The organism is Nostoc sp. CALU 546, from assembly GCF_048836525.1.
The window spans coordinates 1-14605 of the sequence record NZ_JAWJTF010000158.1 but is presented as its reverse complement, the minus strand read 5'-3'; the positions used below and the strand labels follow the sequence as shown (position 1 = coordinate 14605).

The 14605-nt window shown below is 40.6% G+C and carries 9 protein-coding genes and 1 pseudogene; 5 read left to right on the top strand and 5 right to left on the bottom strand.

The features are described from left to right. From RRG12_RS39975 to RRG12_RS39965, 3 genes and pseudogenes are all read left to right on the top strand, one after another. Positions 1-1275, top strand: a pseudogene (locus tag RRG12_RS39975) (peptidase C14); the annotation flags it as partial. A 67-nt stretch (positions 1276-1342) separates the two neighbouring features. Then, complete coding sequence (locus RRG12_RS39970) at positions 1343-2476, top strand: tetratricopeptide repeat protein (protein WP_420763013.1); 1134 nt, start codon at positions 1343-1345, stop codon at positions 2474-2476. Between the two features lie 145 nt (positions 2477-2621). Next, positions 2622-4163, top strand: a complete 1542-nt coding sequence (locus RRG12_RS39965; protein WP_420760974.1) for a phytoene desaturase family protein — start codon at positions 2622-2624, stop codon at positions 4161-4163. Positions 4164-4366: 203 nt separating this feature from the next. On the opposite strand, the gene RRG12_RS39960 is transcribed toward RRG12_RS39965, so the two are convergent. The 4 genes from RRG12_RS39960 to RRG12_RS39945 form a co-directional block, all read right to left on the bottom strand. Continuing rightward, the gene (locus RRG12_RS39960; RefSeq protein WP_420760975.1) at positions 4367-5056 is read right to left on the bottom strand and encodes a hypothetical protein; all 690 of its coding nucleotides are present in this window, start codon (positions 5054-5056) and stop codon (positions 4367-4369) included. 757 nt (positions 5057-5813) lie between these two features. Continuing rightward, positions 5814-6275, bottom strand: a complete 462-nt coding sequence (locus RRG12_RS39955; protein WP_420760976.1) for a hypothetical protein — start codon at positions 6273-6275, stop codon at positions 5814-5816. 27 nt (positions 6276-6302) lie between these two features. Next, entirely contained in the window at positions 6303-8141 is a 1839-nt protein-coding gene (locus RRG12_RS39950; RefSeq protein ID WP_420760977.1) for an SUMF1/EgtB/PvdO family nonheme iron enzyme, read from the bottom strand. Positions 8142-8566: 425 nt separating this feature from the next. Then, positions 8567-9376: an ABC transporter permease gene (locus tag RRG12_RS39945; protein ID WP_420760978.1), complete on the bottom strand. Its 810-nt coding sequence runs from the start codon at positions 9374-9376 to the stop codon at positions 8567-8569. Between the two features lie 798 nt (positions 9377-10174). Between RRG12_RS39945 and RRG12_RS39940 the strand changes: the two genes are divergently transcribed. After that, a complete protein-coding gene (locus RRG12_RS39940) occupies positions 10175-11257 on the top strand; it encodes a glycosyltransferase family 4 protein (protein WP_420760983.1) in 1083 nt (360 codons plus the stop codon). Between the two features lie 152 nt (positions 11258-11409). Here the strand turns inward: RRG12_RS39940 and RRG12_RS39935 are convergent, their stop codons facing one another. After that, positions 11410-13041, bottom strand: coding sequence for a DUF655 domain-containing protein (locus RRG12_RS39935; protein ID WP_420760979.1), 1632 nt, complete (start codon positions 13039-13041; stop codon positions 11410-11412). A 206-nt stretch (positions 13042-13247) separates the two neighbouring features. On the opposite strand from RRG12_RS39935, the gene RRG12_RS39930 reads away from it, so the two are divergent. Then, positions 13248-14417: a cysteine desulfurase family protein gene (locus tag RRG12_RS39930; protein ID WP_420760980.1), complete on the top strand. Its 1170-nt coding sequence runs from the start codon at positions 13248-13250 to the stop codon at positions 14415-14417. Positions 14418-14605 lie beyond the last annotated feature (188 nt).

Here is a 14605-nt window from a genome sequence, read left to right as displayed (position 1 = left end):
AACCTCTCTCCAAACCTCTCTCCTAAGAAGAGAAAGGCTTTGAATTCTCCTCCTTCCCTACAAGGGAAGGGGGCTGGGGGGTTAGGTTTGCCAGAGAGTATTATTGGTGCAGAAGGCGCAGTGACAGCCATTGAAGAAGACGGCAAAACAGTCCATCTGTGGTTGGCAGGATTACCGCCACAAGTGCTGCCATACTACGGAGTGAATTCTCGATTTACCTTAGCAACAACAACAGAGCAATTAATATTGCGATCGCGGACTGGGTTAACAGCAAAAGCGCAAATTTCCAAAATTGAAGGCGCAAATTCCCTACAAGTCGGGCAACTCGTCCAAGAAGCAGTCCGGGTTTTACCCCGAAATATTAATTTAACAATAGCTTTGGATACTGGATTGGAAAGAATTGAGCGGGTAGACGCCACAAGCGCCTTTGCCGCATCTTCCCATGTGTCCACCGTAGTAGCAGGAGAAAAATCGGCTGATTATATATTTGGTAAGCTACAGGAAATCCCTAGTCGTTATGGTCTATTTACTCTTGGTGGCGAGCTAATTCCTAATACCACGGGGGAAGTAGGAGAAGCAGTAAAATTAACAGCGCAAAAGTTAGCACCAAAATTATCAACCTTACTAGCAGCCAAGTTATGGCGACTCACAGAAAATCAAGGTTCTTCTCGCTTGCCTCTCAAGGTAACTTTAGAAATAATTAGTAAAATATCGCCTCGCGTCGTCATGCAGCGCGAAACAGTACGAGCTTTCAAAACTGAAACTCCGATTAAAAAATCACTCCCCACTCCCATTGTCCCTATTGGTAGTCAAATGCAATATCGAGTGGAAAATCAGAGCGATCGCCCAGTATATTTAATCTTGCTAGGATTAAAGAATAATCATACAGCAGTTGCCTTTTACTCTTGGGAAACTCCCCAAGAACCAAACACTGAAGATACCAAGCCTCTTCTCAAAGAAGTCGTCATCGCCCCAGGTGAAACCCTCACCCTGCCCCAAACTAATGGTGCGCCAGCTTTCTTTTGCGAACAACAGCTGATTTTTAGTACAGCCCCTTTTAGCGGAACTATCGCCGCTTTGAACACTGCTAAGTATTCCACAGAACAACAACCAATTAACCCATTGTTGAATTCCTTGGATGTTGCACAAGCGTTGCTACAAGACCTACATAACGCCAGTCTCCTCAAAACGGAGATGAATGGCACAGCAGCCGACTCATATATCTTGGATGTGAATAATTGGGCAAGTCTTAGCTTTAGTTTTCAAGTGGTGTAAACATGGAATTCATTAACTTAGTTGTGTATGTAACTATATATTCTGTGTTAACACGTAATAAAGTTTCATGAAAATCAATAATCAGGTAGGGTTAGTGTTGTCACTCGTCTTACTATCTGGCAGTGTTGCTGCTGCTCAACCAAAGCCAACTGGCTCAGAAAAGCAGCCTCAGTCCAATGCGACAATTTCAATTCAACAGTTAAAGGAACTGGAAAAACTACAGCAAGAAAAAGAGATACGCGATCGCGTCCAATCTGAAGTAGACCGGGCTTTTGGTAACAGCACAACCCTACTCAACATTTTGCTAATTGTATTAACTTTTTTGCCAATATTAGCAGCGGCCGGTGTTTGGCTGCTGCGTCGTAGTGTAGTTAGTGAATTAGTAGCTGAAACAAAGCAACAATTAGAGACAGAAGTAAAAACACAACTGGAAAAAGAAGTCGCGGCAGAAGTAAAAAAGCAAACAGAAGATTTTAAGCAAGAGCTAGAAATATTAAAGTCAGACTTTTTAGGGCAATTATCCCAATTAAATAATCTATTTTTAGATGCTCAAAACCAAAAAGAGCAAATTCTTCAGCAGCTTTCTGGATTAACACCTTCTCCTTCATTAACACAAGATTATTATGTCCACCCAGAAATTCAGCAAAAAATCCAAGAATTAACAGCACAACTAGAAATACTAAAGGCTGGAAATACTCATTTATTTTTCACTGCCAATGATTATTTGAAACAAGGAGATGCTTTATTTTTTGAAAGTAGGTATGAGGATGCATTAGCTTGCTACGATCAAGTTATTCAGAGAGAACCTAATTCTTTTCTTGCTTGGGTAAATCATGGTTGGGCGCTGAGAAGATTAGGACACTATCAAAAGGCATTATTATCTTATCAAAAAGCAATTGCTATCCAATCAGATAACTATATAGCTTGGTTTGGGTGCGGTAATTCGCTTAGAAAATTACAACGATATGATGAGGCGATCGCTTCTTATGATAAAGTCTTAGAACTTCAGCCTGATTTTCATTGGGCTTGGGGTCATAAAGCCCGTTGTCATGCATTAAAAAATGAGCGTGATTTAGCCATTGAAAGTTTGACACAGGCAATTAGATTAAGAGGCGATCAACATCGAGAGTTTGCAAAAAATAATTCTGAATTTGATCTAATTCGAGCAGACGAACGATTTCAGAAAATACTTGCAGGTTAGATTTTGGCAGCCTGCAATCTATCTGTTTATCTACAAGAGTAGGCATCTTTATATCTGATTTGTAAGTCCTGCATTTTGTACATCACTTAAAAAGCCAACTGCTGTATTTTATTCTTGCCCACTTACTTAAACATAGAATAAGAATATGCAAAACACAGATATAGTTGTCATTGGTAGCGGTATTGGCGGTTTAAGTTGTGCTGCTCTTTTGGCACGGTATGGCTTTGATGTAATAGTCTGCGAAAGCCACTCCATCCCTGGTGGTGCGGCCCACAGCTTTGAGCGCAATGGGTTCAAATTTGACTCAGGCCCGTCCCTTTATTCTGGACTGTCTTACAGCCCATCTACCAATCCCCTAAAACAAGTATTGGATGCAATTGGCTCTGAACTACCATGCGTAACCTACGATACTTGGGGTTGTTGTCTACCAGAAGGTGACTTTGACACATCGGTTGGTGCCGAGCAATTTTCTGAAGTGCTGATGAAATTGCGTGGTAATCATGCTGTTACCGAATGGCAAGAACTCCAGCGCGTTATGGAACCATTCGCTAGTGCAGCAATTTCTATACCACCAGCCGCATTACGTTTTGATTTGGGTGCAGCTAGAACTGTAGCCCCATTTGCCCCATCTCTGGCAAAACATCTGACAGATGTCATCAAGTTGACGGGCCCCTTTAGCCGAATTATGGATGGCGTTGTTAAAGACCCATTTACCCGAAATTGGCTGAATTTGCTGTGTTTTCTGCTTTCTGGGCTACCCGCAGATGGCACTAGTGGCGCAGAGGTAGCATTTATGTTTGCGGACTGGTATCGACCAGACGCAGTACTTGAATATCCCATTGGTGGTAGTGGTGCTTTAGTTGACAGCCTTGTACAAGGATTGGAGCGTCACGGCGGGAAGCTGATGCTGGGCGCTCATGTGGAGGAAGTGCTTGTAGAAGGGAATCGTGCGGTGGGTGTGCGTCTGCGCGATCGCCAAGAAATTCGGGCGCGTCGAGCAGTAATTTCTAATGCATCGGTTTGGGACACACTGAAGCTACTACCAGAAAAGGCAATACCCAAAAACTACCGCACTAAACGACAGGCGACACCTGAGTGTGATAGCTTCATGCATCTGCATTTAGGTATTGATGCTCAAGGATTACAGTCAGATTTGCGGTGTCATTACATCGTGGTTAATGACTGGGAATTGGGCATAACAGCACCTCAGAATGTCGTGGTGATATCAATCCCTTCAATTCTCGACCCATCTCTAGCACCACCGGGTAAACACGTGATTCATGTGTATACTCCTGGTAATGAGCCATACTCTATCTGGCAGGGAATGGATAGAAAAAACCAGGAATATGCCGAGCAAAAGCGATCGCGTGCAGAAGTAATGTGGCAAGCGCTACAACGAATCATTCCAGATATTCGCTCTCGTTGTGAAGTCACACTTGTTGGTACACCTCTAACCCACGAGCGTTATCTCCGTCGTCACCAAGGTTCTTATGGCCCAGCAATTCAGGCTGGAAGTAGTATGTTTCCTGGCCCTGGCACACCTCTACCAGGATTGATGTGCTGTGGAGACTCGACATTTCCCGGCATTGGTTTACCAGCAGTCGCCGCCAGTGGGATGATTGCTGCAAATACCCTTGCACCTGTTAAGAAGCATTTAGCCATGCTTCAGGATATCAAGTGCATTTAATTTGATAAAACAGGAGTCAGAATTCAGAATGGGCTAAACGCCCCGCTACCGCTAACTGAATTCTGAATTTGTGAATACTCTATCCCTTTATGGGTAGAGTTTTAAGGTGAGAATATTTTAATTTTTTTCGCTTGACTTCGGGTGTTAGCGTAGCGGGACGAAGTACGGTTTTAACCAATATTCGTCACCAACTCGTACAGAATTCATACTGAATTCTGACTCCTGAGTTCTGAATTCTTCTTATAAAATCTCGTTGCCAAGAGAGCCGCACCCACTGCCAAAACTGCCAGTACACTGTCAGGTTCGGGTACGGCAGCAACTTGAGCATCAACTCGTGCAGTTCCAGCAAACAAACCTGTTAAATCAGGGTCGCCTAGTATATTTGCAAACTCTGGAGAAATCAACAATCTAACATCGGGAATGGTTAAAGTTTGACCATCAAATGCTACAGGTTCCGGAAGACTTAAATCAAACAAAATTGTATTTAAAGAAAATGTGTCTCTTAAAACAAATCCGCTGGCATTTGGGACGGTACGTCCTGGAGCAAAACCTATTGAAAACTCACCAACAGTAATTTGATCGTTGAAGGTAACAGTACCAGTATGTTCGATTGTACCTGAGAGCGGAGTAAAACCGCCCTCGTCACTGAATGTAAAGTTGGTGGCTGAGTCGATGCTGAAGCCAACTAAATAATTGCTGGGAATTGGTGTGACTGTATGATTATCGCCTGTCAAGATTAGCCCGATATTTCTCAGAATATCCTCGTGGTCACGATCAATGCTGGTGACTCCAGATATCACTTTAAAAGTTGCAGCCTCTACTTGTATGGGTGCAATTGACATAAAAGCTGCTATTGTACAACCAAGAATCCCTGCAAACTGAGAAAAACGCATATATAGTCCTGATGATATTTGTAGTTTATTTTATCTAATAAAAGACTCTTTGTTAATCTAATAACTGATGAATTAACGCTAAGAATACACCCTAACAAGATGAAAAAATTATTTTTTAAATTTAACAACAATTTAACAACAAGTAATCATCAAGTTAATATCAAAATTTAGGTCATACAGTTACAAAGGCAAGGTTATTTAGGTGGGTAAAAATAAATATAACTGCTTATGATAGAGCATAAAATATGAGGCGTAAGGCATTAGGGAACAAAGATGATAAAAATATAGCTATGTTTAATTATGTCCACTTCCAATTATTTAGCCTTAAACCTAAAACTATGATGTGGTCAAACATAAGTTTTATCTCTAATTTATTGATAAGTTTAGGTTAATACCGTTTCTTTGTGAAGCTGCATATCATTCACCCCCCGGCTATCGCCGTCCCTCCTTGCCAAGGGGGGACTACTGTATCTTTATACAGAATTGGTATAAGAAGTGAAGCACTGTTTTATACGGTTTCAGTTTAATAATGTAGGACTTACGCATTGACAAGAAATACCAAATATGTATCAGGTGAAAGCCCAAATCTTTCGTAGGGGTTTAGTATGCTAAACCCCTACAGCATCGTCTATTTACGATCAAAGGATAAGTAATCAAAGCCTGAAACAACCTATTTTTCTTAAGGCACATCATGAGGAATTTGTATAGTGTAGTAAGAGCAAATTCCGTTCGCCAAATACTTTTAAAAATTCTTAATTCACAAACTTGTTCTAATCCACCAGCCTATTTTCTCCAAATTAGGATCTATTTCCTGCCAAAAACTTGCTGATGAGTCTACTTCTCTTTTTCCTGCGAGTATTTTCTCTATACTGTCGAAGTTTTTTTGAATCAACTGTTTATCTAGTTTAGGAATATCTAATTTCAGATATTTCAACCGATTGGGTAACTCTACTTGCTCTGTTGTTGACAAGTGAGTAATCTGATCAATTTTTTCTAAAATTTTGTCTACTGATGCAATGACTTCTTGCATATTCGGCTTTTTAGTTTGTAATTGCAAATCTTTTTCTTCAAAAGCTTCTTCTTGATTCCCTAACCTTACTATCACTATTTTGACGAAGAAAATATTATAATCAATTTCACTTACTTCACCAACTTGTTGATGATATTTTCCAGTTTTATTTATCAGTACTATGTCACCTTTCTCAATTCTGTCTTTCATGATTTCTACAGCCTCTAAATTAAATTGCTAAATAATCTCCTCTACGGAAAATACTACTCTAAAGCCACAAACTCTCAGCCCACCGTCTGACTCATTCCAGCTACGGCTAGCGCTGCGACACAGTTCTGCGTTGAAACTCCAAGAACCACCGCGTAGTACCCGGCGATTAATATCACCGCCAACTTCCCAAGCTGTTCCATCTGAGGGCGCATCGTTGTAATTGTTGTGCCATGCATCAGCACACCATTCCCAAACTAGCCCGTGCATATCGTACAATCCAAAGGCGTTGGCGACTTCAAAACTACCGACGTTGGTTGTTTCTTTACGGAATTTGCTTTTTGGTTCGATAGTGCAACTGACTAACTCAGAGGTAATGGTTTCGCCAAAGTGGAAGGATGTTGTAGTTCCAGCCCGACAAGCATATTCCCATTCAGCTTCACTTGGTAAACGATAGTCGCGTCCAGTTTTTTCTGATAGTCTGAGACAGAATTCTACAGCCTCATACCAAGATACATTTTCTACTGGTCTATCTAGACCTTTGAATTTCGATGGATGGGGATTTAAAGCTTGTTTAACTTTGGGTAAAGCTGCTACTACTCTCCACTGTGCTTGAGTTACGGGAAATTTCCCCATAAAAAATGGTTCAACGGTAACTTGATGCCGAGGACGTTCGTCAGCATCTCCTTCAAACTCTGGTGAACCCATCATATAAGTACCACCAGGAATCGATACCATTTCTAATGTGACAGATTTACCCAATTCTTCGGCAAAGAAGTTTGCATTGCAACTCATGCGATTTACTTCTCTACCACCTGTGTCTACTGTCACTACGTCAAATTCAAAGGTTTCTAAGGGTGGTAATGGTACGATTACTTTTTGTGGTAGCGGCGGTAATATAGGTTGGGACATCGAAACAATTTTAAGGGCAACAGGTTCAATGTTCGATGTTGCAAATTTCAAATCGTTGAGAACTTCTACTGCTGTTTGATATCTTTCGCTCGGTAGATATTTTAGTAATTTATCTAATATTTTTCCTAAGTCGTCGCTAATAGTAATACCTTTTTCTTGTAAACGTTCGCGCCACAACCACTTAGCATTCATTGCATCATAAATAGGATCATTAACCTGTCCAGAAGCATCCTGGAACGGCAAACATCGAGTTAAAAGACGCACACAAGTTACACCCAAAGCATACAAATCACTGCCGTGACAAGCAAATCCAGCCATTTGTTCTGTTGGGGCATAACCAAGGGTATAAATTACTGTAGCTTGTCTTCCTAAACTGGTTTGTGTTACCTGTTTAGCACCGCCAAAGTCAATTAATACTGGTTTTTCATCACTTGCACGACGAATAATGTTTTCTGGTTTGATATCCCGATGAATGACGTTATGGGTATGAATGAATTGCAGTACTGGCAATAAATCAGCTAAAAGTTCCCAAATTTGTGATTCATCATAGATTTGTTGCTGAACTTCTTGTAAGAGAGTTTTTCCTTGAATAAATTCTTGTACGAGATATAAACTAGCACCTTGTTCAAAGTAAGCTAGTAATCTGGGAATTTGGGTGTGATTTTCTCCCAGTTCATACAACCGAAAAGCCTCTTCTTTGAAAAATTCTGCTGCTTTGGTGCGTTGTCCTGTTCCCTGAAATTGTGGGAAAAATTGTTTGATGACGCAAGGCGCGTTTAGTCTGTCTACGTCTTCTGTAGCATAGGTTCTGCTAAATCCACCTTCACCTAAAAGTCTTAATACGCGGTAACGGTTTCTTAGCAGTTTGCCAAAGTTGCTTTGTCCGCAACTCACACAAAATCTATTGCTATCAGAGTTGAATGGATTTGAGCAATTGGGATTTTGGCAGATTTGCATAATGAGGGGGAAATAGCATCTTCTCCAAAGTTAGCCCCAATATTATCTAATTGAAAACAGTTATGTAGAGAAGCGAACACGGAAGTTTATTCATGTGCTTAAAACTATCTTTAACACGAGGATAGAAGGATGAATAAATTATATTTATTTATACCAATTCAATTAATGATTGCAACACATACTTGGGTTAAGACGCGATGAATCGCGTCTCTACAAATGGTGTATTTGTCGCATTCTTTTTTACAATTGGTATTACTTATCTATACTATGACGTTGTGTTAGCAGAAAGTATGGCACATTGCCATAATGTTTGGGCGTTGGGCTTGCCGTAATGCACCCTAAATTTTAATATAGCTGTTGTTCATGAACCAAAAAAGTTCACGAAGAACGAAATTGCCAATAATATTTATTGCAAATTAAAACTCTTATTTAAAAGTTTTCTTCTCTCCAGAGGCGCGAATTAATTCAGCTACAATAGCAACGATCGCAGATACGGAAATTAACATTACACTAAGAGCATTAATATCAGGTTTAACTCCTGTTCTAATCCGGCTAAAAATTTCCATTGGCAGAGTGTTAGAACCGCTACCAGCAGTAAAACTGGAAATGAGAAAGTCATCTAGGCTGAGAACAAAGGCTAAGAGACAACCGGCTACAATTCCAGGCATTAATTCAGGTAGCAATACTTTGATGAAAGCTTGGGTTGGTGTAGCGCCTAAATCTAGTGCTGCTTCTTCTAAGTGAGGATCTAAATTAGTTAGTCGTGAAGCAACCACAAGTCCGACGTAAGCGAGACAAAACACTACATGGGCTGCAACTATCGTCCACAAACTCAAAGGGATTGCAAAGGCGGCTAGACATACTAGGGTAGCCACTGCGATCGCAATATCGGGAATAATTAATGGTAGGTAAGCAATACCCCGATACAATTTCTTACCAGGAAATTCGTAACGCGCCAACCCAACCGCCATCAAGGTTCCCAGCACTGCTGAAACTGCCACTGCACAACCAGCAACGATCATACTGTTTTGCAAAGCTGATAAGATGCGATCGTCACTGAACAACTTGCGATACCAATCGAGAGTGAATCCTTGCCAAGTTGCACTGTAGGGTGACTGATTGAAGCTATAAAAGCCAAGTACCAGTATGGGCAGGTACATGAACACAAATATCAGTAGTGAGAAAACCGCTTGCCATGAGACACGCGGTTTTTTGAGAGATGGAGAGATATTCACGTTTATATATATGATGATTTTTATTGATAGCAATACAAAATATCATATTTTGTGTAATTAGTCAACAACTTAACAGTCAAAAGTATTATGGAATAGGTTTTTTACGGATTTTAAATGGTTGCTCTATTTCCGCCGTGGCGTACTAGTTAATTATTACTTTTAAGAAAATAGATAAAACTTCTAAAAAAATACCACTTCTGATTTCAAACCATCGAATTTACCAAAATCTGTCCTTTGGATGGATGCAGGTTAACCTTTAGAGTACGGAAAGCCGCCCAAAGAGTCTCTACACGCTTTATTCTTTAATTAATATTTGTAAACAAGTTAATTGGCAAGCAATAGCATAGTTTTATCGCCCAATATCACCATTTAGCTTAGATTATAACGATTTTAGGAAGTTTATTTTTATAAAAAAATCCATATTTAAAATTGCCATAAATCATCAAAAAATCATAAATCAGAATATAGCTACCTCTTTAGGGGTGGGTAATTTCCGTACTAGGATAGACAAGGAATATAGAATTAACAGCATAACATTTGAAGGAGATTGTTAAAAAGTTTAGTATCTGAAGTTACTTTCGGATGCCAAGTTAATCAATTACAAGCACTAAAACAACAGAAATAAAAACGTCTAATTCAAGTTTTATCGAACAAAATTTAGGAGTCAGGAGCGGAGCCGGAGACGCTCCTGAATTCTGAATTCTGACTCCTGAATTCTAACTCCTGAATTCTAACTCCTGAATTCTGACTCCTGAATTCTGACTCCTGCTTTCTTCTTCAATTTTTAAGAGGTTTATGATGAGAATTGCTCAAGTTGCTCCATTATGGGAAAGAGTTCCACCTCCAGGTTATGGTGGGATAGAGTTGGTAGTAGGGTTACTGACAGATGAATTAGTCCGACGCGGACATGACGTAACCTTATTTGCATCGGGAGATTCTATGAGTCTGGCAAAATTAAGGTCAGTTCATCCCCGTGCCCTCAGACTTGATCCGACTATCAAAGATTTTGGCATTTACGAGATGCTGAATCTAGCTTCGGTGTATGAACGCGCAGAAGAGTTTGATATTATTCACTCCCATATCGGACATGGGGCATTATCTTACGCAAATCTTGTCACAACCCCTACAGTTCACACGTTGCACGGTATTTTTACCCCTGACAACGAAAAGATGTTTAGTTTTGGTAAAAAACAACCCTACGTCAATATTTCCGATTCACAACGAGAACCAAGGTTAGGGTTGAACTGTATAGCAACGGTCTACAACGGGATTGATGTCAGCAGTTATAAGTTTCACTCCCAACCACAAGATCCTCCTTACCTAGCGTTTTTGGGTCGGATATCTCCTGAGAAGGGAGCGCACTTAGCCATAGAAATTGCCAAACAATCTGGTTGGCACTTGAAAATGGCAGGTAAGGTGGATGTCGTTGATGTGGAATACTTTGAGAAAGAAATCAAACCACTGATTGACGGGGAGCAAATTGAGTATCTGGGTGAAGCCAACCATGTTCAAAAAAATGCTCTGATGGGAGGTGCAGTAGCAACTCTATTCCCCATCACTTGGCGGGAACCCTTTGGATTGGTGATGGTGGAGTCAATGGCTTCGGGTACGCCAGTGATTGCAATGAAATTGGGGTCTACTGAAGAGGTAATTTCCCACGGCAAGACGGGTTTCCTCTGCAATAATATTCAAGAATGCATTAGTGCTATCGATCGCGTCATAGAGTTAGACCGCTATGCCTGTCGTCAGTATGTCGAAAATCTTTTCAGCGTTGAACACATGACTGATGGTTATGAGGCAGTTTATCAACAAATAATCGCAGAACGATTTTCTCAGAATGGGCATTTTCGCAATTTGGTTGAGTTAGCTGATCGCATTTAAATACCTATTCATGTGGTTTTACAGCCCTGGCGAAGGTCATTCAGGGCTAAACAAACAAAGCCCACCTCCGTGGGCTAATATGAAATCAAGCTTTTTCTCAAAAAATTCGCTGCATCTACCAATTAGCAATTGCTAAAAGTAAATAAAGACTACTACCAAATTAGGCGATCGCTCCATTTTTCTACAGTTCTAGCACTCACTCCTGGAACTCGTTCTAAGTCTTGCAAAGATGTAAATTTTTGCTGTTGACGGCTAAGAATTATCCGCTGCGCTAATTTCTTCCCAACACCAGGGAGAGTTGCTAATTCTTCCAAAGTTGCAGTGTTAATATTTAGTTGTTTAATTGCTTGTGGTTCACTTGATGAAGAAGTTTTTATTTGGGGACACCGTGTTTGTTCTAATTTGATTTTTTCTTGAATTGCTGGTGGTAAGCCCGGTTTCACTTTGATATAAAGACGAGCAAATTCTCGCACATAATGAGCAGCAATGATGGGATTTTCAATCACTACAAGTGTCTCATCGTTACCATAATTAGCGGCATCTGACCAATTATGAGAACCTGTAATTACTGTTGTACCATCAATAACACCAAATTTGTGATGTAATAGATCACCTTTGGGTAATAGAGGTACGCCTACAGTAGTAATTGGATTAGTCCAAGGATGGTTGTCAACTTCATATTTACATTTATTACTGAGAGCAACCCCCATCATATCCAATGCTTCACTATAGGGACGATAGGCAAATTGTGGTTCAATTAAAGCGCGAATTTGGACACTTTGTTGATGGCGTTTTTCTAAAATATTTGCAAGCCGCTGATCGGAAAACACAAATAATGCCAAATCGGTAGATTTAGTTGCGGAATCTAAAGTTTTGCCAATTAAACCATTACTACTGTTACTCCAAGGTTGAGTTGGAGAAGTAGGCGAAAATTGTACAGTAATTTGGGTGTTACCTAAAGTTATTTGTTTAGGTAAACGCATCGGTTTTTGCAAACCAAATCGACTATCTGGCTGACCTTCTGGCCCGTCACCCCACATAATGTTAAACTCTTCTGTAAATAAAGATGCTAATTCTGGACTGTCAATTTGCAATAAGTTATTGGCATTTCCTAAAGTGTTGGGATTTGTAAAATCACCAGATGTATCACTTAAAGTAAAATTAGCAGAAGTGATAATTAAAATCCGATTATCCACAATCACAAATTTATGATGCATCAAGCTACTACCTGCTGAACCATCTGCTTGATCATCAATCCAGGGAATTTGGGCATTCTGCAAAATCATCAAAGCATCTCTTTGATTGATTTCTGCTGGACTAAGTTGATTGTCTTGGTTAATATCGATAAATTGGCGAAACTCGTTATAGCGTTCCTGTTCCCTTTTATCTAACTTACCTACTTCGGCAGATGTTAAGCTACTCCAAGGTCGGCTGTAGTTATTTTCTAAAATTATCCTGACTTTTACCCCAGCTTTTTGTCTATCAACTAATGCTTGGGCAACTTTGGGTAAACGTAATTCTTGCACCGCCACATCTACTGTAGATTTAGCCTGTGTAATAGCATCGGCAATCTGTTTTTCTAAATCATCCCCAAGGCGAGTTTGCTGGCGGTAAGATTCTTTGTATTCTGAAGACTCAGAATGGTTAAAGTAAACTTGAACTAATGGGTCTTGTGGTAAGGGTTCTGGACGCTGATTGTAGGACTGGACTCGTTGACAACCAGCAAGGGAGAATATTACTAAAAAGATATATAAAAAATATCTTTGTCTAGAGATAAGTTGCACTGTAATCTGTTAAAAGTGGATTGGGAGTGGACATATTTATCATTCCCAAAATGTTGTGTTCTGAATTAAGTAGAAAAATAGCTTTCCAAGGCAAGGGAAAAATCTATTTCTAGAGGCAGAATTACAAAGATTTTTTCCGGTTTTTTTACTCAAGCTGATCATATCAGCAGTCTATACCAACGTGTGTTCTCACCATTAGCGGTTATATGCAAATTTATCTAGATTACAGCGCCACTACACCTACTCGAAAAGAAGCGATCGCAGTTATGCAAACAATCCTCACTCAACAGTGGGGCAATCCTTCCAGCTTACACGAGTGGGGACAACGGGCTGCAACAGTTGTAGAACAAGCTAGAGTCCAAGTTGCTGGTTTAATTAACGCTGCCAATTCGGAATCTATCATTTTTACCTCTGGCGGCACTGAGGCAGATAATCTAGCAATTATGGGCGTGGTTCGGTTGTATGCTGTTCCTCAACATATAATTATTTCTAGCGTTGAGCATTCCGCAATTTCTGAAACAGTAAGGTTGCTAGAAGTGTGGGGTTGGGAAGTTACGCGCTTGTCTGTGGATATTAAAGGCAGAGTCAACCCCTTGGATTTAAAGGCGGCGTTGCGACACAACACAGTCTTAGTTTCTATAATTTACGGTCAAAGTGAAGTAGGAACGGTGCAACCGATCGCAGAACTGGGTAAAATAGTGCGATCGCATGGTGCTTTGTTCCATACAGATGCGGTGCAAGCTGCGGGACGCTTACCCATAGATGTGCAACAACTTCCTGTAGACTTACTTAGCCTTTCTAGTCATAAAATATATGGGCCTCAAGGTGCTGGGGCGCTATATGTGCGTCCTGGTGTGGATTTGATGCCCCTAGTCAGTGGTGGTGGACAAGAAATGGGATTGCGTTCTGGTACACAAGCAGTACCGATAATTGCCGGATTTGGTATAGCAGCAGAATTAGCAGCCGAAGAATTGCCTACAGAAACACCACGATTGATTGAGTTACGCGATCGCGCCTTTGCCCAATTAGCTGAGATTCCTGGTTTAATTCCTACAGGGGATGCTTGCGATCGCTTACCTCACCATATCAGTCTGTGCCTAGAAAACGCCGATGGCGAAAAACTCAGCGGTAAAGCCTTAGTACGTCAGCTAAACCTTGCAGGCATCGGCATCAGTGCTGGTGCTGCCTGTCACAGTGGTAAACTTAGCCCTAGTCCGATATTGTTAGCGATGGGTTATTCAGAAAAAGCGGCTTTGGGGGGAATTCGCATCACATTGGGGCATGATACCACCGCAGCTGATATAGATTGGACAGTGATGGTATTGAAACAAGTTTTACAGAGACTAACACCGGATTTATCTTTAGTTAAGCGTTAAATCCAATCTTAATAAATTACAGACAACATTGGGGTTGCATATTTGCGGGATGATTTTACTATTATTTGTGGGGTGGGCCGAAAAGCCATTGCTGTCAACTTAACGCGACACCTCACGTCAGCCAGGGATTGTAAATCCCTGTCTCCTAGCTAACGTCCTCTGACGATGACTATAGAGATAAAGTGCAA